The organism is Brevundimonas sp. RM1 (genome assembly GCF_052907225.1).
Genome location: NZ_JBRERY010000007.1, coordinates 38,900 through 57,614, shown reverse-complemented (window position 1 = coordinate 57,614; position 18,715 = coordinate 38,900). Strand labels below are relative to the sequence as shown.

The following is an 18,715-nucleotide window of genomic DNA, read 5'->3' as shown; positions in this document are numbered from 1 at the left end:
ACGCGATGACCCTGCTCTCTTCCGCTTCGTCGGGCCTGCGCCCCATCGGCAAGCTGGCGGCCGCCACCGGGGTCAAGGTCCCGACCATCCGCTTCTATGAGGAGATCGGCCTCCTTCCCGCGCCGCCGCGCACCGCCAGCGACCGGCGCATGTATGACGACGCAGCGGAGCGCCGACTGTCGTTCATCCGGCATGCCCGCCAGCTGGGGTTCGATCTGGTCTCGATCCGCTCCCTGCTGGATCTGTCCGATCACCCGGACCGCCCGTGCGCCGAGGCGAACGTCATCGCCGAACGCCACCTGGCCGAGGTGAAGCAGAAGATCGCCCAGCTCAGGGTCCTGAAGGGCGAGCTCTCGCGGATGACGGCCGAATGCGCGGGCGGCCGGGTCTCCGCCTGCAAGGTGATCGAAGCCCTGCACGATCATTCGGCGTCGCTTTAAGCGCGACAGTCTCGCGGTCCGAATGCTAATGCGAGCCGCTCACAACTAGGTTTCCCATGCGTCCTCTGCTCCGCCTGCTCGCCCTGCTGTTCGCCATGGGATTGGCCAGCCCGGCCTTGGCCCAGTCGCCGTCCACTTCAGAGGCCCAGGTCGCCTGGCGGCTGCTGGACTATGTGGCGGTCGACTACGCCGGCGCGGTGGCCAACGGCGAGGTCGTCAACCCGGCCGAATACGGCGAGATGATCGAGTTCAGCAGCCAGATCCGGACCCGTCTGGACGCCCTGCCGGCCAACCCGGCCAAGGCCGGCTTGGTCCGGGACGCCGAGACCCTGCAGGCCGCCATTCGGAACAAGGCGGACCCGCGCGTCGTCGGCGACCAGGCCAAGGCCTTGGCCGGCGCGGTGCTCACGGCCTATCCGAGCCCGCTCGCCCCATCGTTCCCGCCCGATCTGAGCCGGGGCGCGACGCTCTATGCGGAACAATGCGCGGTGTGCCATGGCGCCACCGGCCAGGCCGACGGTCCCGGCGCCGAGGGACTCGACCCGCCCGCGATCGCCTTCGCCGACGTGGAGCGCGCCCGTCAGCGCAGCGTGTTCGGCCTCTATCAGGTGATCGATCAGGGCCTGGAGGGCACGGCCATGGCCAGCTTCGCCCATCTGCCGGCCGAGGACCGCTGGGCCCTAGCCTTCTACGTGGGCCGCTTCGCCTTCACCGACGCCGAGGCCGCCGAAGGCGAGCGCCTCTGGAAGGGCGATCCCACGATCCGCGCCGCCTATCCCGATCTGGCCGCCGTCACCCAGGCCACGCCGGCGGAGTTGGCGAGCCGGATCGGCGAGACCAAGGCGCGGGCGGTCACCGCCTATCTGCGCCGCCACCCGGAGGCGGCCGCCCGCCCGCAGGGATCGACCTTGACCCTGGCCCGGACGCGCTTGGCGGAGAGCGAGGCCGCCTATCGCCGGGGCGACCGCAAGACCGCCACCGACCTGGCCCTGTCGGCCTATCTAGACGGCTTCGAGCCGCTGGAGCCGGCGCTCGGCGCCCGCGACGGCGCGTTGCTGCGTCGGGTCGAGACGGCCATGACCGACCTGCGCGTCTCGATCAGCCGAGGCGCGCCCGTCCAGGAGGTCGAGGACCGGGTCTCCCGCGCGAACGCCTTGCTGGACACGGCCGAACGCGCCCTTGCGCCCCAGGAGGCGGACAATCTCGCCAGCTTCCTCGGTGCCTTCACCATCCTGCTCCGCGAAGGTCTGGAAGCCCTGCTGATCGTGGTGGCGATGATCGCCCTCCTCAGGAAGGCCGAACGGCCGGAGGTGTTGCGCTACGTCCACGGCGGCTGGATCGCCGCGCTGGTCGCCGGCGGGGCCACCTGGGCGGCCGCCACCTTCTTCATCTCCATCAGCGGCGCCAGCCGGGAGCTCACCGAGGGGTTTGGCTCGCTTCTGGCGGCGGTCGTGCTCGTCTCCGTCGGCATCTGGATGCACGGCAAGTCGCATGCCGACGCCTGGCAGGCCTATATACGCGACAAGCTCTCCAAGGCGCTCTCGAAGGGTTCAGCTTGGTTCCTGTTCCTGCTGGTCTTCGTGGTGGTCTACCGGGAGGTGTTCGAGACCATCCTGTTCTATGCGGCGATCTGGACCCAAGGGGGCCATGCGGGCATGCTGGCTGGCGCCCTGACAGCGGTGGCGATCCTGGCCGTGGTGGCCTGGGCCATGCTGGCCTACAGCAAGCGCCTGCCGATCGGCAGGTTCTTCTCCTTGAGCTCAATCCTGATGGCCATTCTGTCGGTCGTGCTCATCGGCAAGGGGGTGGCGGCGCTACAGGAGGCCGGCTGGCTCGATGTCCATCCGCTCGCCTGGGTCCCCCGCATCGAAATCCTCGGCCTCTATCCGACGGTCGAGGGAGTGGCCGTCCAACTGGTCACGATCGCCATTCTCGTGATCGGGTTCGCTCGAACCTCGGTACCCAAGGCAGCTCGCCCAGATGCAGGCACATAGGGCCCAGAGCGGACGCTCCAAACCCTTGCTATGAGTCACAAGCGCGCGTAGCGCTGGCTAAAGAACTCCTGCAAATCAGGATATCCGGCCATGCGCCCGGCAGCGCTATTCCAGAAGCCGGCTCGGCGGCACCCCTAGCGCAGCAGCAATGCGTCCTAGCGCCCTGACGCTAGGATTTCTCGTGCCGCGCTCGAGATCGCTGAGATAACTTCGCTTCATACCAGCCCGGAAGGCCAGTTCCTCCTGCGAGAGGTCTGCAGCTGTCCTTAGAACACGCACGTTGCGGCCTAGAAGGGCTACGACGTCCATGGGCACAGGAGACCGGCCGAGCTCGAACTTGGCTGCCCACCAGACGTGTCAATTGCAGTGGCGATCCGGCTCGAGCAGAATGCGTGGATCAACCCCCAAAGCGATCGCAAGCCGCTCTAAAGCTTCAACGCTTGGTTTTCGACTGCCGAGCTCAATGCCGCTCACATAGCTCCGCTTCATGTCAGCACGGAACGCGAGCTCTTCCTGAGAAATGCCTAGGGCGTTTCGATGACGCCTTATATTTCTGCCCAATAGGGCGACGAGGGACATCCAGACAATTGAGCGCCACCGGACTCTTTAATCTGTCCCCTAATCGTGTCATTTTGCCTCCTGAACGTGTCATTGAGGGACTGATGACTGATCAGGCCGCGATCAGGCATAGAAGCAACACATCAGGTCTAAGAGACCTGTACCTTCGGCATGCCCGCTGGCTCTCAGCCCGCCTCCGCCAGCTTGGCGTCGAGAGCCCCGAGGACGTTGTCCAGGAGACCTACCTCCGCATCGCGCCGTATCAGGCCCGAGGCGAGGTCCGTTACCCCAAGTCCCTCCTCCTCCGGATCGCCACCAACCTCGTGGCTGAGGAAGGCCGCCGCTCGCAAAGACAACGCCTGCACGCCGAGACGACTCTCGCCTTCAACGATACCGCCTCCCAGACCGAAGCCGTCCTCCTGAAGCAATTGGTCCTCAAGCTTCCGCAACCCGAGCGAGATATTTTCATGCTCAGTCGCTTCGGAAGTTTGACAAACGAGCAGATCGCTTCACGACTAGAGGTGTCGGTGAAGACCGTGGAGCGCCGCATTTCGCGGGCTCTGAAACAGGTCGATGCTCAACTCCGACGCTAGTCCAGGGGCTTCGATGCCGGCTGAGGTACAGACACGAACGGTCGCCGACGACGAGGCGGCCGATTGGATTGCGCGGCTGGGCACGCGCACCATTTCGCTGGACACAATCCAGGCGTTCGCCAAGTGGCGCGAAGACCCGGCAAACGCCGAAGCTTATCGACGTGCGGAACAGCTTTGGTCCCGTACAGGCGAAATGGCGGACGATCCTGACATCCAGGCCGCGCTCGTGCAGGCGCAGCGTCGACGTCCTAGACGCTTCGGCGCCAAACAGATCGGCGCAGTCGGCCTGACTGCGGCTCTGGCCGCCTCGCTCGCGGCAGGCGTCTTCTTCTGGCAGGGCCGCGACACCTACGTAACAGGCATCGGCGAGCAGCGGGTCCTGCAACTGGCCGACGGGTCGCGTGTCCGCCTGGACACCGCGTCAAAGATGCGGGTCCGCTTCACCGCGGGGGAACGTCGCATCGAGCTTGCCGAAGGCCAGGCCCTCTTCGAAGTCGCGCACAACCCGGCCCGCCCGTTCGTGGTTTCGACGACAGACGCGTCCGTGACGGCGGTGGGGACTGTCTTCGAAGTGCGTCGCGTCGGATTGGAGACCCGGGTCGTTCTTGTATCGGGCGCCGTCGATGTGGCGCAGGCTGCCGCGCCGGGAACTCCTCAAAGGCTGCAGCCCAACCAGCAGTCAGCCATCAGAGCAGGCAAAGCCAAGGTCTCAACCGTGAACGCCGAAACGGCGACGAGTTGGACCACCGGAGAACTGACCTTCGTGGACACGCCTCTGGCCGAGGCCGTCGCCGAGGTGAACCGCTACCTGGCCGCCCCCATTGTTCTTGAAGCGCCCGCCGCGGCAAACACGCCGATCAACGGAGTCTTCCGCAGCGGAGACCGGACGGCCTTTGTTTCGGCCACGGCGCACCTGTTCAATCTGAAAGCGATCAGAGAGGCTGACGGGCAGGTTCGTTTGGTCAGCTCAAGGAATGATGAGCAAGGGTGAGGGTCTGACCCCACCTCAACCGTCTCTCCCCCGACGCGCCATTGCGTCGTGGGGGAGAACACAATGACCGCCTACCGTTTCAGCCTATTCGCCGGTGTCGCCGCCCTGGCCATATCGGGCGCCGCGCACGCCCAGCCTCAGACGCCGGCCCAGATCAACTTCTCCATTCCCGCCGGTTCTCTGGCAGCGGCGCTCAACGCCTACGCCAGTCAGGCCGGCCGCCAGCTGATGTTCACCTCGGACCAGGTCGCAGGCCGTCGGACGCCGGGCCTCAGCGGGCGAATGACCGCCGACGCCGCGCTCAGCCAACTTCTCGTCGGCTCCGGTCTCGTCGCTGTTCAGTCGTCCAACGGCGCCTGGGTTCTTCAGCGCGGGTCCAGGGATGAACTCGCGGAGGCCGTGGCCGTAGACGACGTCGTCGTCACCGGCACTCTGCTGCGCGGTCCTGGCGACACCCCCTCCCCGGTCACGGTGATCCGGCGGGACGATCTTGACCGGACCGGCCGCGCCACTGTCGCGGACGCCCTCTCCGCCCTGCCCCAGAACTATGCCGGCAGCGGCACCCCGACGACGGCCCTGGTCGGTTCGGATCCGATGCAGAGCAATTCGGGCTTGGCTACCGGCGTGAACCTGCGCGGTCTCGGGCCGGACTCCACACTGGTGCTGGTCAACGGCCGCCGTATGGCCGGCGCCGGCGGCCGGGGTGACTTTGCGGACGTCTCGGCTGTTCCAACCGCCGCCGTCGAACGCGTGGACGTGCTGCTCGACGGCGCCTCCGCCCTTTATGGCGCCGACGCCGTCGGCGGCGTGGTCAATATCATCCTGCGGCGGGACTTCGACGGCCAGGAAAGCCGCCTGCGTATCGGCGCTTCGAAAGGCGGCGGAGAGTCCGTCATCGCCGCCCACACCATCGGCCGGACATGGTCCACCGGCCAGGCGCTTCTGTCCTACGAGTTCGAGCGTCAGAACGCGCTGAGCACCATGGATCGCCCCTATACCTCGACCGGCGACCTCAGACCCTTCGGCGGCACGGACCACCGGACCTACTACGGAGTCCCCGGCAATATCGTCCGCTTTGACAACGCCAGCAGCAGCTATGTGGTCACGCACGCCATCCGCCCCGGCGCGGACGGCGTAGCCAGATCACCGGCTGATTTCGCTGCCGGCCAGCAGAACTCCGACAATACCCGTGCGGGGGCTGCTCTCATTCCGGAGTTTGATCGCCACGCGGCCTATCTCTTCGCCCGACAGCAGGTCGGCGCACATCTTGAGTTCACAGGTGATCTCCGCCTTAGCCAGCGCGAGTTCGAGACTGAGAGCACCACCCCGACCACCATCGCGACGGTCACGACGGCCAATCCCCACTTCGTGTCTCCGACCGGCGCGACGTCGCACAGCATCGCCTATTCCTTTGGTGAAGACCTGGGGACCTTGCGACGCTCCGGCCGGGCTAGAAGTCTCGGCGCCACCCTCGGCGCGCGGGTCTTCCTCCCCGCCGACTGGGAGGCCGAAGCCTTTCTGACCTATGGCTCCGAGCGGACCGTCGACGGGAGTCGCGGCATGATTCAGTCCACCTTCCTGCAGGAGGCTCTAGGAAACACCGCAGACAATCCGGCGACCGCCTTCTCCGCGCCGCGCGACGGCTATCTCAACCTCTTTGGCTCCGGCGCGGCCAACTCACGTGCGGTCCTGGATTTCATCTCCAGCGGCTCGAACCGCTACACTGACGAAAGCGAGGTCGCCTCCGCCAACCTCATCGCCCAGGGCACCGCGTTCAAGCTGCCCGCGGGCGACTTGAAGGTCGCGGTCGGCGCCCAGTTCCGAACGGAGGCGTTGAAGAACAGCGGCGTCACCTTCACCTCCGGCCTCACCCCGCTCTCCACTCGATCACCCGACAAGGACCGCAAAGTCGCCGCCGCCTTCATCGAGGTTCGCGCGCCGCTCGTCGGTCCAAACAACGCCATCCCCGGCGTGCAAAAACTCGAACTCTCCCTCGCAGGCCGCCTGGAGGACTATGACGACATAGGCTCCACCGCCAATCCCAAGATCGGTCTGATGTGGACCCCGGTCGATGACCTCAAGGTCCGCGCCAACTGGGGGACGTCCTTTCGCGCACCAGCGATGACCGAACTGGCGCAACGCCGCTACATTTCCGCGACCTTCGTCGCCGACACGGTCGGTCAGCAGGTCGCCCTGTTCGAAGGCGGCGGAAATCCGGACCTCAAACCCGAAACGGCGGACACCTTCACTTTCGGCTTCGACTATCGGCCCAAGGACAGCCCCTTCCGGATCGGCGCCACCTGGTTCGACATCGTCTTCTCCGATCAGATCGGAAGCCCCGCACGCGACAATCTCACTCAAGTCCTGCTGGATCCCAATCTCGCGCCCTTTGTGCGCAGAATCGACCGCAACTCGGCCGCCGATCGGGCGGCCGTGGATGCCCTGATCAATAGTCCGGACTTCCTTCTGCCGGGGGTTCTCCCTGCGGACGCCTTTGGCGTCATCGTCGACGCGCGCTGGCTGAACACTTCGTCGGTGGAGGTGCGCGGCCTCGACGGCTACGCCGCCTACGATCTGGACCTGGCCGGCGGCGAACTCACCCTGGAAGCGACGGCCTCCTACATGACCGACTACAAGCGTCGGATCACTTCCACCGCGCCGACCGTCGATGTCGTCGATACCTACGGCTTCCCCGTCGACCTGCGCGGCACTGTCTCCGGGCGATGGATGCGGGACGATGTTTCACTCCGGGTGGCGGTGAACCATGTCGGCGGCTATCGCGACCTCCTGGAGTCCCGGATCGGCTCATGGACGACGACGGACATGCAGGTCGGATGGACGCCCTCTGGTTCATGGGGCGAAGGGCTCAGCCTGACAGCCTCGGTGCGGAACGTCTTCGATGCGGACCCGCCCTTCTATGACGCCATAACCGGCATAGGCTTCGACGCCGGGCAGGCCGATCCCCTGGGCCGGACCTTCGCGCTGCAACTGACCAAGCGCTGGTAGGTCCGTCATGCTTCGCACAGTGCTCGCCGCCGCGAGCGCGGTCCTGATCTGCGGATCGGGACCGGCTCTCGCCGCACCCTTCACCCTTGAAGACATGCTTCGTATCGAACAGTTCGGGCAGGTCTCGCTGTCGCCCCTGGAGACGACGGTCGCTTTCGAGCGTATCGGTCCAACACTCGGCGCCGGCCCTTATGAATATGACGCCCTGGACCTGGTGCTGCGCTCCCAAATTCTGATCGCGCCATCCGACGGTCACACCGCACCACGCCCGCTCTTGCCTGAGGTCGAGGGCAAGGGCCATGTCATCGGCGCCTGGTCGCCCGACGACCGCAGACTGCTGATCTACCGTCTCCGGGACCGGACCTTCACGGCCGGAATCGCCGACACGGTCACCGGCGAGGTCCATTGGCTTTCCGGCACTCCCGAAAGCGCCATGTGGGGGCGGGCGGCCCAATGGCGCGACGGCGACGACCTTGTCATGATCCAGCGCGCCGACAGCGATCTCCCTCCGATGCTACGGCAGGGCTTTCACGTCCAGGATCGAATGAACCAGCTATGGCGGTCGACCCGCGAGGGGCTGGAGCCCGGCCGCACCCTGATCGGCGGCGGCGCATTTCTGGGCCTGAACCCCAAACCGGCGGACTCCCGCTTGGTGCTGGTGTCCGCAAATAACGGACACCAACGGACCCTGGCGTCAGGCCGTTTCCACGATCTGGAAATCGCGCCTGGCGGAGGCTTTGCCGCCGCCGTGAGGTTCTCAGGGGACCGTCCGTTCGATCCAGATATCCCCTTCCTTCAGGGGGACTTCTCGGAGAGGCGTGAACTCACCCTCGCCGATCTTGAAAGCGGCGAGACCTGGGAGCCCCTGCCGGGACAGGACATATCACCCCTGCTCCTGGCCTGGTCGCCCTCCGGCGATCGCCTTCTGGTCTGGGCGAGGCAGGACGGCGAGGCTTGGTCGGACGGCAGATTGATGCAGATCGATCCGAAACGGAAAACCGCCACCCCGACGAGGCTCGGCGGCTTCAAACCCGCGCGGATCGAGACGGGATTACGTACCGAGGTCGTCAGCGCCGACTGGCTTGGCGAAACTCCGATCCTCTACGCTCAGAACGGCGAACGGCGAGACTGGGTCGCCTTTTCCGATGCTGGCCCGCAGGTGCTCACCGCCGATCTGACCTCGCCTTCCGTTTCCCTTGTCGCGGTTTCCGCGCGCCGCCTTGTGGTGCAATCCGGCGCCGAGGCCTGGTCCGTCGATCAAAGTGGTCACGCAGAACGCTTGGGAAGGGCGGTCCGCACCCGGCCGAGCGTCACATCGGCCCTGGTCAGCCAGGGGCAGCGTTTCTCCTTCAATAGCCCGCCACGACGGGACTGGACGCTGACCGGCGATGGCGAAGAGATGTGGCGGGTCGATATGGCCACGGGCGCCATGCTCGGCGTCAAGATGAAGAGGTCTTCCCGGATACTGGCCGCGGCAGAACGGCGCGTCGTCAGCGCGACCCGGGATGAACGCAACGGCTTGGCGCTAGCCCTGGATGGCGAACCGCCGATGATCCAATTAAATAATCGGCTCTCCGAGATCGCCTTCGCGCCTGCGGAGGCGGTGACCCACCAGGCTTCGGACGGCAGCCCCCTCGTGAGTTGGCTTTATCGTCCGCTCAAGACGGGAGAGCACAAGCCCGCCCTGATCGTCATTCCCTATCCTGGCGAGCCCGCATACCGGCCAACCTCGCCGGAAGACGGCTTGACCTCCAATGTTCAACTGATGACGGCGGCCGGCTATGCTGTACTGATCCCAAGTCTTCCCAGACCAGACAGACGAGGCGAACCCGCCATCGGCATGGCGGACGACATCCTCGCCGCTGTTGACGCCGCAGCGTCTCTGGAAGTTTTCGATCCAGACCGGATCGTTCTTTGGGGGCACAGCTTCGGCGCCTTTGCGGCCGTTGCCGCCGCGACCCAGTCGGACCGCTTCTCCGCCGTCATCGCAGCGAACGGCCCCTATAATCTGCTCAGCGCCTGGGGCCAGTTTTCCCTAAAGCCGTCCCTTTCGCCGGAGGACGGACTCCCGGTTCGATCTCGAGCGGGCTGGGTCGAGACGGGCCAAGGCGGGCTCGGGTCTCCGCCCTTCGCGGATGCCGACCGCTATGTGCGCAACAGTCCCGCGCTAGCCGCCGGCCGCATCTCAGCGCCCGTCCTGCTATTCACGGCCGACCGGGACTATGTGCCGCCAGGTCAGGCCGAGGAACTGTTCTCAGCCCTCTACCGACAGCAGAAGGATGTCGTCCTCGTCACCTACAGGGGCGAAGGACACGTCCTTTCCAGTCCGGCCAATATTCGCGACTACTATGAGACTGCGTGGACATGGTTGGACGAGGTTCTGAAGCGGGAGGCTCCACCCGCAGGCTCGTCGAAATGACGGGACCATTGAGAGTTCTGTCTACGACCTGACCGAGGCCGCCCGGACTCTTGCCCCCTTCGCTTGAGCCTGGGCGGTTAGCGGCCAACCTCATCAACCACCCGCTTTTCTCCCCTTCCGCATAACCAGCTGCCGAACCTGAACGCGACAGCAGCCCGAGCCCCGTGACGCCTATGACGACGAGGTAGGTATTTCTGGCACCCTACTGGTCTGGTCTTGCTGTTCCCTACCTGGGTCGCCAGCCTGCCGCTTAAGTAGCGTGACGTTAAGCATCGCATTTGGCGTAATGATCGTAAGCATACCTAGTCAGGTAGGTCATGACGGCACCCCACCCGGCCAACCCGAGAACCTTGTTCGTCAGGCTGCGCATCCATAGGTTGGTCGGGAAGGAGTTCCCCATGACCACGCCCCCGTCACCCACCGTCGTGCCGTTCCCCTCTCTCACCCCTGCCAAGCCCGTCGCTTCACAGGACAAGATTTGGGGCAAGGCTGTCATTGCCAATGGCTACGCTGGCATTCCGTCGATCCTTATCCAGGCGCAATCACGCCTCGGCCTGACCCCAATGCAGTTCAACATCCTGGTCCAACTGCTGGACTACTACCGCGACCCGAGCCGGGCGCCCTTTCCCTCTAGGGCGGAGCTGGGTCGACGCATCGGCGTGAAGCCCAAGACGATCCAAACCAACATGCGTCAGCTGGAACAGGCTGGTCTCGTTCGTCGAGAGATGCGCAAAACTGCGGCCGGCGACTGGGGCTCGAACCTCTATCACCTGGACGGACTGATCGATCGAGTCCGCAAGCTGGAGCCGGAGTTTAGCCAGGCGCGTAAAGAACGGGAAACAGCCCGGCTCCGCGTCACCACCCCGGTGGGGCGTCGGCAGCCGTAGAAACTTGAGGCTGAAATTGATTTACCCCGGGGGCATGCTTTGCAGCAGAGGCGATCCCAGGGTGTACGCGAGTAGAGATAATCCATGACCCAACCCGTTGCAAGGGCGACCGTAGATGCGGTGGAGGCGGCGCTCTCCCTCGAACGCTTCGCCCGTTATGTCACGTGGGCGGAGGGTGACCGCGAACACGCGGTAGCCCTCTACACCCTGAACACCCGGGTTTCCGAAGCTCTCTATGTGCCCCTTCAGGCCCTGGAGGTGGCGCTGCGCAACCGCATCCACACCGTCATGGTCCAGACCCACGGCCCGGGCTGGTTCCAGCCCGAAGCGGGTCATGTCACCGACCGCCAGGCTGAACAGGTGCGCACGGCAATCGCGGAACTGACCGATGGAGGCAAGCCGATCGAAGATGGCCGAGTTGTCGCCGCCCTGACCTTCAGCTTCTGGACCTCCATGTTCGGGCGTGAGCAGGACGATCTATGGAAGCGGAGCCTCCACCGGATCGCGACACGCGATGGGCGTTTTCTGGCGCGCAAGGACTTCACCACCCGGCTGACGCAGGTTCGGCTGCTCAGGAACCGGATCGCCCACCACGAACCCATACTCTACTGGAACCTGCCGAAGCTGCATCGGGCCATGCTCGAGATAACGCGTTGGCTGTCACCTGCGATGGACGACTGGCGCGACACGATCGACCGCTTCCCCGACGTGCATCCATCGGAACGCCTCATCCTGCCCCGCCCGGGAAAGGATGAGGCATGACCGACAAGACATTACCCTGCGTGCAGTCGCGGCCGCGATTTAATTAGCCGGCCTTCGGCTTACGGCCCGACTTGCCCTTGGGAGCCGGCTTGGCCGCCTGACGTCCACCGGCGCCGAGCCCCATCGCCTTGGCGAGGTCGGAACGCGCCTTGGCGTAGTCAGGATGAACCATCGGGAAATCGGCGGGAAGGCCAAATGCCTCGCGATAGGATTGCGGCGTGTGGCCGTGAATCGAGAGGTGGCGCTTCATCGATTTGAACGGCTTCTGCGTGATCAGGCTGATGATGCCGCCAGGCGTGATGAGCTTGCGGGCTTGCGCAGCCGTCAGCCGTTGAACTGGTTCGACCTCTTCCACGGGCTCCGAACCCGTCGAACCCAGGGCGGCATGGATTGAGGTGATCAGGGCGGGAAGCGATGCGGCGTCGATCTTGTTGTTGGTCACAAAGGCCGCGACGATGTCAGCGGTCATGTCGAGAAGATCCCGGTCGGGCGTCATGGCGTCGTCCAAGTTAGCGCTCCACATAAAAGGTCACGCTTTGGATATCCTGTTACGCCGCCGTCTGACAGGCCCACAGGCCAATACTTGAGGCCTGGAACCAGGGCGTTCAATCTGCTCTCAGCGCAGCCAGGCCTTGGTCCAGCTCTCGACCAGAGCCAGCATCATCAGTTCCAGGTAAATGAGCCGGTCGTATTCCTCCGACAGGGCCGTCATCTCTGCGGCCTCGGCCTCTGACCGTTCAATGGCGACCGGATAGACCCGCCCGAAGTCGGCCACGTCCGCGAACTCCGCGCAGGCCTCGGCCCATTTCCAGCCCTCGCGCTGGCGCGCGTCCTCGGCCAGCACCGTCAGCTTCTCGCTGACCAGCCGGTCCAGCAGGGCCGGGTCTTCCAGCCAGCCCCCGCCATCCTCGGTGAAGAGGTCCCGCAGCACGGCCCCGCCCTCGGCCTCATAGGTTACCAGCCCCACAAAACCGACGCGCCGGTCGTCGGCGCGGACCTTGGCCTCGGTCATGGCGCGCCGAATGGCGAAGACGGAGGTGTAGGGCCCCATCTGTTGCAGCACCTGACGTTGCCGATCCTGATCCTCGCTGACGCAGAAAGCGGTCAGGAGGTCCAGGTCGATAGTCCCCTCGCGATAGGCGGACATCAGCTCCGCCGCCGCTGCGCCCAGCCGCAGACGTTGCCGCACCACATGAGCCGACACCCCGAAACGCGCCCCAATCTCCTCCGGGCCGTAGCCCTTCTCGTCCGCCAGCTTGCGGAAGGCCTCGAACTGGTCGGCGGGATGCATGGCCTCGCGGGTGATGTTCTCGTCGAGACTGATCTCATGGGCGTCGTTCAGAGTGTCCACCACCACCTTGACCGGATGGGTCCGCTTGATCGCCTTGCGCTTCACCAGCATCCGCAGCGCCTGCCGCCGCCCCTCCCCGATGGTCACGAGGTAGTTCCCCGTCGCTGCGCCCTCCCGGTCCCGCTCGATCTCCACCACGGGCGCCTGAAGCACGCCCTTGGCCCTGATCGAGGCCGCCAGCGCCTCGATAGCCGCCGCCGAATGCCTGACCTTCCGGGCGTTCCTCGGGGACGCCTTAAGCCGGTTCAGCGGGACCACGATCTCCGCGCCATGCGCGGGCTCGGGAACCGCCCCAATCTGGGGCTCGGTCGCGGCGATCTGAACATCATGAGCAGTCATGTCTGCCTCCTTTGGGCAAGGGTTGCAGGCACGCGAAAGGCGCGCCTGCAACCCTGCCCGTCGGCGAGACCGGGGTAGCAAGGGCCAGGGCGGATCGACCGGAGGGGGATCACCCGGCCTGCACAAGCCTGACGTCCTTGCCCGAAATGCTGGAAATGACCGGCGCGGAAGGCCGGGGAGACCGGTCGATCCGGCGGCGAAGCCGCTCCACCCTGGCCCGCGCGAGGGCGGAGCCCTTAGCCCTTTTCCTGTCCGCCGGTCTCGACAGGCGTCGTCACAGGCTCAGCCTCAGGGCGAGCGCCGCAAGGGTCACGGTCAGAACGGGGATGGTCAGTACGACCCCGACCTTGAAGTAATAGCCCCAGCTGATGCGGACGCCCTTTTTGGCCAGGACGTGCAGCCACAGGAGAGTGGCCAGCGAGCCGATCGGCGTCATCTTCGGCCCCAGGTCGCTGCCGATGACGTTGGCGTAGATCATGGCCTCCTTGACGACCCCGGTCGCAGAAGAGGCTTCGATAGACAGGGCGCCGACAAGCACGGTGGGCATGTTGTTGGCGATGGCTGACAGGAGGGCGATCAGGAAGCCCGTGCCGAAGGACGCCGTCCAGAGGCCGCCGTCAGCAAAACGGTCGAGCAGGCCTGCGAGGTGATCCGTCAGGCCCGCGTTGCTAAGGCCGTAAACCACCAGATACATGCCGAGCGAGAAGATCACGACCTGCCAGGGAGCTTCGCGCAGCACCTTGGTCGTGCTGATCGCCTTTCCGCGTGCCGCGACCGCCAGGAGAAGGACGGCGCCGATCGCTGCGACGGCGGAGACGGGCACACCCATGGGCTCCAGCGCGAAGAAGCCGACTAACAGAAGGGCCAGGACGATCCAGCCGGCGAAGAAGGTCGCCGGGTCCTTGATGGCTGTCGAAGGCGACGCCAACCGATCGACCTCATAGGCTGACGGTATGTCGCGTCCGAAGAAGAGCAGCAGGACGACAAGGGTGGCGGCGATGGCGGCCAGATCCACCGGGATCATGACAGCCGCGTAGTCGGCAAAGCCGATGTCGAAGAAGTCGGCGGAGACGATGTTGACCAGGTTGGACACGATCAGGGGCAGGCTGGCGGTGTCGGCGATAAAGCCCGCCGCCATGACGAAGGCCAGGGTCGCCTTCGGCCCGTATCCCAGAGCCAACAGCATGGCGATGACGATCGGCGTCAGGATCAGGGCCGCGCCGTCGTTGGCGAACAGGGCCGATACAGCCGCGCCCAGAAGGACGAACAGGACAAACAGCCGCCGCCCATGACCGCCGCCCCAGCGGCCGACATGCAGCGCCGCCCATTCGAAAAAGCCCGCCTCGTCGAGAAGCAGGCTGATGATGATGATGGCGACGAAGGTGGCCGTCGCGTTCCAGACGATGTTCCAGACGACCGGAATATCGCCCAGCGACACCACGCCCAGCAGCAGGGCTACGGCCGCCCCGCCCAAGGCGCTCCATCCGATCTGCAGCCCCTTTGGCTGCCAGATCACCAAGGTGATGGTAACGACGAAAATCAACAGGGCGAGGCTCACAGGGCGGCTCCACAGGTCGGACAGGCGTCCGCTTCACCGACATAGCTTGCATCAATCTATAATTCCACTATCTTGGAATAATGGAATCTGAAAACGCCATTCTCGCCTTGGCCGCCCTTGCCCAGCCCACACGTCTGGACGCCTTTCGGCTTCTCGTCCGGCACGAGCCGGACGGGATGGCCGCCGGCGACATCGCCGATACCCTGGCCGTGCCGGCCAATACCATGTCTGCACACCTCGGCGTCCTGTCTCGCGCCGGCCTGATCACGTCGAAGAGAATGAGCCGCTCGATCATCTATCGGGCCGACCTCGACCGGATCAGCACCCTCGTTGTCTTCCTTCTGAAGGACTGCTGCGAAGGCCGCGCTGACCTCTGCCAACCCCTTCTGGCTCAACTGGCCCCCTGCTGCGACTGAGACCCAATGGACGTCATCATCTATCACAACCCTGCCTGCGGGACCTCGCGCAACACCCTGGCTCTGATCCGCCACCTCGGCATCGAACCTCATGTCGTCGAGTATCTGAAGACGCCGCCAAGCCGAGTGAAGATCCTGAACCTGGTCGAGCGCATGGGCGTGCCTTTGCGTAGCCTTCTTCGAGAGAAGGGCACGCCCTTCGCCGAACTGGGCCTCGGCGCGCCCGACCTGACCGATGACCAGCTTCTGGACGCCATCGAGGCGCATCCGGTTCTGCTGAACCGACCGATCGTCGTGTCCCCGCTTGGGGTGAAGCTGTGCCGACCGTCCGAAACCGTTCTCGACCTTCTGCCGTCCGACAACCTCAAGCCCTTCATCAAGGAGGACGGCGAGGTCGTCATCGACGCAGACGGTCGAAGGGTTCGCTAAAGGAGCGCGCCTGCTGATGACCTTCAACGCAGCGGAGTTGTCCGAGCCCACCGCCGACCTGGTCGCTGGATTAGAAGCCGCCGGCCTGCCGACGGACGACCTCCATGAACCCGGCCGCCGCTTCTACCGCTTCGAAGACGACGGCGGGCTGATCGGCTACGGCGGGCTGGAGCAGACCGGCGCAGACACTCTGATCCGTTCCATCGCCGTCGTCGGCGACGGTCGCGGTGAAGGCCACGGCTCAGCGATCCTGTCCTGGCTGGAAACCCGAGCCGCTGCTCAGCAGGCGAGCGCTCTCTACCTGCTCACGACCTCCGCGACAGCCTTCTTTCAGAGGCACGGCTACGCCGTCCTCCCCGTTCGGCCGCCCCGCCCGCCATCGCCGCCTCGCGCCAATTCAGCACCCTGTGCCCGGCGTCTGCGGCGTTCATGTTCAAGGAGTTGCGTACCCAATGACCCGCCTTCGCGTCCTGCCCGATCCCGACCATCTGCCCGCGCTTGACCCGGCCTACCTGCCCAACCGACCGGCGCTGGGCCTCGGCCCGAACGATCATCCTCCGCGTATCCTGCTGCTCTATGGCTCGCTGCGGGATCGGTCCTTTTCCCGCCTGTGCGTCGAGGAGGCCGCGCGCCTTTTGCGCTTCATGGGCTGCGAGACCCGCATCTTCGATCCCTCCGACCTGCCGCTGACCGACCAGGTCGACTACGATGACCATCCCGCCGTCCACGAGTTGCGTGAACACGCCCTGTGGTCGGAAGGCATGGTCTGGAGCAGCCCGGAGCGCCACGGCCAGATTTCCGGGATCATGAAGCTGCAGATCGACCACCTGCCGCTGAACATGGGCGGGATGCGCCCGACCCAAGGGCGCACCCTGGCGGTCATGCAGGTCTCCGGCGGTTCCCAGAGCTTCAACGCCGTCAACACGCTGCGCCTTCTCGGTCGCTGGATGCGGATGATCACCATCCCGAACCAGTCCAGCGTCGCCAAGGCCTTCATGGAGTTCGACGACGACGGCCGCATGAAGCCGTCCAGCTACTACGACCGCATCGTGGACGTGATGGAGGAGCTGGTGCGCTTCACCGTCCTGACCCGCGCCCATGCCGACCAACTGGTGGACCGCTACTCCGAACGGAAGGCCTCAGCCACGCCTATCGATGCGGCCAACGACTTGTCCGCCATTGCGATCAGGTCGGCCTGAGCCTGTTTGAAGACCAGCGAAGAAATAGCGCATCCGCGTGAGTTTGGCGACGCGAATGCTCCAAAAATCCCGCTAGAACGCTAGCCGCAGCAGCACTTGCCATCCTCCTGGATCGGCGGACAGGGCACATCGGCATAGGAACAGAAGACGCAGCAGTCGCCCGGCAGGGGCTTCAGTTTCACGCCGCAGCCGAGACAGTCGTAGAACCAGATGCAGGCGTCCGTGGGCATTGTCTCGGTCGCGACATGGCCGCAATGCGGACAGGTCAGCGTGGACTGGAGCAGGATAGAATCATTTGACGGTCGCCATTCGGGTTCGGAGCAAGCTAGGCCGGTCGCCTTGCGCCGAACCGGGGGATGATCTGGACATAGACAAGCTCCGCAATGAGTTCGACCAAGGTCTGGGCGACGATTATGGCCGGGAGAATGGGCACCGCTCCCGGAACGGCCAGGGCCAGCGGCAAGACCACTAGGGAATTCCGGGTCGCCGCACTGAAAGCGACGGCGCGACCGGCCTCGGGCGTCAAGCGCGCGAGACGCGACACGCTCCATCCGGCGATCGGCGCCAGCACCGCGAAGGCGACGTAGATCGGCAAGACACCCAGCGCCTTGTCCAAGGCCTGCCCCAATTGCGGGACCACGGCCGCGACCACGATGAACAGCACCAGGGCTGTCGCCCGCACCGGAGCCAGCCCAAGCCAGGACGACAACCGCCCTCCTGTCGATGGGCGCGCGGCCCAGGTCTGGACCGCCACCGCCAGCGCGAAGGGAATGGCTATCAGCCAGACGAAGGCATGGATGAACGGGCCGGGTTGCACATAGGCCGCCGCTTCGGCGCCCAGGAACAGGCGCAGATAGATCGGCAACAGGACCATCTGCGCGATCAGCAGGACCGGCGTCGAGGCCAGCAGCAGCCGGGCGTCCGCCCGCCCCAGGTGGGCGAAGGTCACGACATAGTCGATACAGGGGCACAGCAGCACCATCAGGACGCCCAGACGGATCAGAGGGTCGGTCGGCAGGAACTGGACCAGCCCTAGCACCAGCACGGGCACGGCGATGAAGTTGACCGCCAGCAAGGCCCCCATGAACCGGAGTTCGCGCACCCGCAGGGTCCCCTGAAGTGAAGCAGCGACCGACTGCTCGCATGAGAGGGCTGAACGAGGTCGAATTTCAGTGAGGCTTGGCCACGTGTTCCGGCTTACCCTCCCGCTTTGTCGAAGCCATTTTCGAGAGTTCGCTCTCACTCATTGATGACGCCATCGATTTGGATGCGCCCTTGAGTTTCGCCTTGGGCATGTCGCCTCGCTTGGCGGCCAATGCCGCGCCGGCGGCCTTCTGTTGCACTGCGGATTTTGCGGGCATCAAGAACACTCCATTTAGGAACAGCCATTCGATGTATGGCCCTATGGACTTCCTACTCAGGTCGGTTGGATTTCCAGGTCACGAAGGCTGGCTCGGGTCAGACCCATGTCCTTCAACCCAACAAGCGAAACCAGAGTTCCCAATCATCGCCAGCGATGGACGGGCCTTGCGCGCACGCGCCCATTAGGTGCGCCGCCGTGGACGAAGCCGAGATCTACTTCGCTAGCTTCGACTTGGCTGGCTGAAGTCCGAACCGCGCCCGGGAGCGGTCATCGTCTCTTTGTTGGACACACGAAATTACCAACCCACTCGAGGCTGTCGGAACGCCCGTTTCATGGCGAGTGCTGAAGGCTAGAATTCGAATCATCGCGGAAACCAACGAGCTCCGCTGCTCAGCGTTGCTCGATCGTCA

The 18,715-nt window shown here is 65.1% G+C and carries 20 protein-coding genes; 12 read left to right on the top strand and 8 right to left on the bottom strand.

The features are described 5' to 3' along the window. Positions 1-5: 5 nt before the first annotated feature. Positions 6-440 (top strand): MerR family transcriptional regulator, encoded by a 435-nt coding sequence (locus tag ACU5AP_RS08755; RefSeq protein ID WP_446681089.1) that lies wholly within the window; start codon positions 6-8, stop codon positions 438-440. A 56-nt stretch (positions 441-496) separates the two neighbouring features. Further along, positions 497-2,434: an FTR1 family protein gene (locus ACU5AP_RS08750; protein ID WP_446681088.1), complete on the top strand. Its 1,938-nt coding sequence runs from the start codon at positions 497-499 to the stop codon at positions 2,432-2,434. 105 nt (positions 2,435-2,539) lie between these two features. Here the strand turns inward: ACU5AP_RS08750 and ACU5AP_RS08745 are convergent, their stop codons facing one another. Both ACU5AP_RS08745 and ACU5AP_RS08740 read right to left on the bottom strand, forming a co-directional pair. Further along, positions 2,540-2,743: a helix-turn-helix domain-containing protein gene (locus tag ACU5AP_RS08745; RefSeq protein WP_040344536.1), complete on the bottom strand. Its 204-nt coding sequence runs from the start codon at positions 2,741-2,743 to the stop codon at positions 2,540-2,542. A 48-nt stretch (positions 2,744-2,791) separates the two neighbouring features. Further along, the gene (locus tag ACU5AP_RS08740) at positions 2,792-3,013 is read right to left on the bottom strand and encodes a helix-turn-helix domain-containing protein (RefSeq protein ID WP_313520836.1); all 222 of its coding nucleotides are present in this window, start codon (positions 3,011-3,013) and stop codon (positions 2,792-2,794) included. An 83-nt stretch (positions 3,014-3,096) separates the two neighbouring features. On the opposite strand from ACU5AP_RS08740, the gene ACU5AP_RS08735 reads away from it, so the two are divergent. The 6 genes from ACU5AP_RS08735 to ACU5AP_RS08710 all read left to right on the top strand — a co-directional run bounded on the left by ACU5AP_RS08735 (position 3,097) and on the right by ACU5AP_RS08710 (position 11,650). After that, on the top strand, positions 3,097-3,585 hold the full coding sequence (locus tag ACU5AP_RS08735) for an RNA polymerase sigma factor (RefSeq protein WP_313520834.1): 489 nt from the start codon (positions 3,097-3,099) through the stop codon (positions 3,583-3,585). Continuing rightward, positions 3,566-4,576 (top strand): FecR family protein, encoded by a 1,011-nt coding sequence (locus tag ACU5AP_RS08730; RefSeq protein WP_446681087.1) that lies wholly within the window; start codon positions 3,566-3,568, stop codon positions 4,574-4,576. The genes ACU5AP_RS08735 and ACU5AP_RS08730 overlap by 20 nt, the downstream gene beginning before the upstream one ends. 63 nt (positions 4,577-4,639) lie before the next feature. Next, a complete protein-coding gene (locus tag ACU5AP_RS08725; protein WP_446681086.1) occupies positions 4,640-7,582 on the top strand; it encodes a TonB-dependent receptor in 2,943 nt (980 codons plus the stop codon). A 7-nt stretch (positions 7,583-7,589) separates the two neighbouring features. After that, on the top strand, positions 7,590-10,001 hold the full coding sequence (locus ACU5AP_RS08720) for an alpha/beta hydrolase family protein (protein ID WP_446681085.1): 2,412 nt from the start codon (positions 7,590-7,592) through the stop codon (positions 9,999-10,001). Positions 10,002-10,399: 398 nt separating this feature from the next. After that, entirely contained in the window at positions 10,400-10,888 is a 489-nt protein-coding gene (locus ACU5AP_RS08715) for a helix-turn-helix domain-containing protein (protein WP_313522135.1), read from the top strand. Between the two features lie 84 nt (positions 10,889-10,972). Further along, entirely contained in the window at positions 10,973-11,650 is a 678-nt protein-coding gene (locus ACU5AP_RS08710) for a hypothetical protein (protein WP_313522136.1), read from the top strand. 43 nt (positions 11,651-11,693) lie between these two features. On the opposite strand, the gene ACU5AP_RS08705 is transcribed toward ACU5AP_RS08710, so the two are convergent. From ACU5AP_RS08705 to ACU5AP_RS08695, 3 genes are all read right to left on the bottom strand, one after another. Next, complete coding sequence (locus ACU5AP_RS08705) at positions 11,694-12,158, bottom strand: MucR family transcriptional regulator (RefSeq protein WP_313522137.1); 465 nt, start codon at positions 12,156-12,158, stop codon at positions 11,694-11,696. A gap of 108 nt (positions 12,159-12,266) precedes the next feature. Next, positions 12,267-13,340: a ParB/RepB/Spo0J family partition protein gene (locus tag ACU5AP_RS08700; protein ID WP_446681084.1), complete on the bottom strand. Its 1,074-nt coding sequence runs from the start codon at positions 13,338-13,340 to the stop codon at positions 12,267-12,269. Positions 13,341-13,614: 274 nt separating this feature from the next. Beyond that, positions 13,615-14,898 carry an arsenic transporter gene (locus ACU5AP_RS08695; protein WP_446681083.1) on the bottom strand — a complete coding sequence of 428 codons (1,284 nt, stop codon included), beginning with the start codon at positions 14,896-14,898 and terminating at the stop codon, positions 13,615-13,617. A gap of 80 nt (positions 14,899-14,978) precedes the next feature. On the opposite strand from ACU5AP_RS08695, the gene ACU5AP_RS08690 reads away from it, so the two are divergent. From ACU5AP_RS08690 to arsH, 4 genes are read left to right on the top strand one after another with little or no spacing between them, the layout of a single operon-like run. Then, on the top strand, positions 14,979-15,314 hold the full coding sequence (locus ACU5AP_RS08690; RefSeq protein WP_446681082.1) for an ArsR/SmtB family transcription factor: 336 nt from the start codon (positions 14,979-14,981) through the stop codon (positions 15,312-15,314). A 6-nt stretch (positions 15,315-15,320) separates the two neighbouring features. Further along, on the top strand, positions 15,321-15,743 hold the full coding sequence (arsC, locus tag ACU5AP_RS08685) for an arsenate reductase (glutaredoxin) (protein ID WP_446681081.1): 423 nt from the start codon (positions 15,321-15,323) through the stop codon (positions 15,741-15,743). A 16-nt stretch (positions 15,744-15,759) separates the two neighbouring features. Next, positions 15,760-16,245 carry a GNAT family N-acetyltransferase gene (locus tag ACU5AP_RS08680; RefSeq protein WP_446681080.1) on the top strand — a complete coding sequence of 162 codons (486 nt, stop codon included), beginning with the start codon at positions 15,760-15,762 and terminating at the stop codon, positions 16,243-16,245. Continuing rightward, entirely contained in the window at positions 16,196-16,942 is a 747-nt protein-coding gene (gene arsH / locus ACU5AP_RS08675) for an arsenical resistance protein ArsH (protein WP_446681079.1), read from the top strand. Before ACU5AP_RS08680 ends, arsH begins: the two co-directional genes overlap by 50 nt. An 80-nt stretch (positions 16,943-17,022) precedes the next feature. On the opposite strand, the gene ACU5AP_RS08670 is transcribed toward arsH, so the two are convergent. From ACU5AP_RS08670 to ACU5AP_RS08660, 3 genes are all read right to left on the bottom strand, one after another. After that, positions 17,023-17,229, bottom strand: a complete 207-nt coding sequence (locus tag ACU5AP_RS08670) for a GDCCVxC domain-containing (seleno)protein (protein ID WP_446681121.1) — start codon at positions 17,227-17,229, stop codon at positions 17,023-17,025. A 38-nt stretch (positions 17,230-17,267) separates the two neighbouring features. Beyond that, complete coding sequence (locus ACU5AP_RS08665) at positions 17,268-18,044, bottom strand: arsenic resistance protein (RefSeq protein WP_446681078.1); 777 nt, start codon at positions 18,042-18,044, stop codon at positions 17,268-17,270. 67 nt (positions 18,045-18,111) lie between these two features. Beyond that, on the bottom strand, positions 18,112-18,303 hold the full coding sequence (locus ACU5AP_RS08660; RefSeq protein WP_446681077.1) for a DUF3008 family protein: 192 nt from the start codon (positions 18,301-18,303) through the stop codon (positions 18,112-18,114). Positions 18,304-18,715 lie beyond the last annotated feature (412 nt).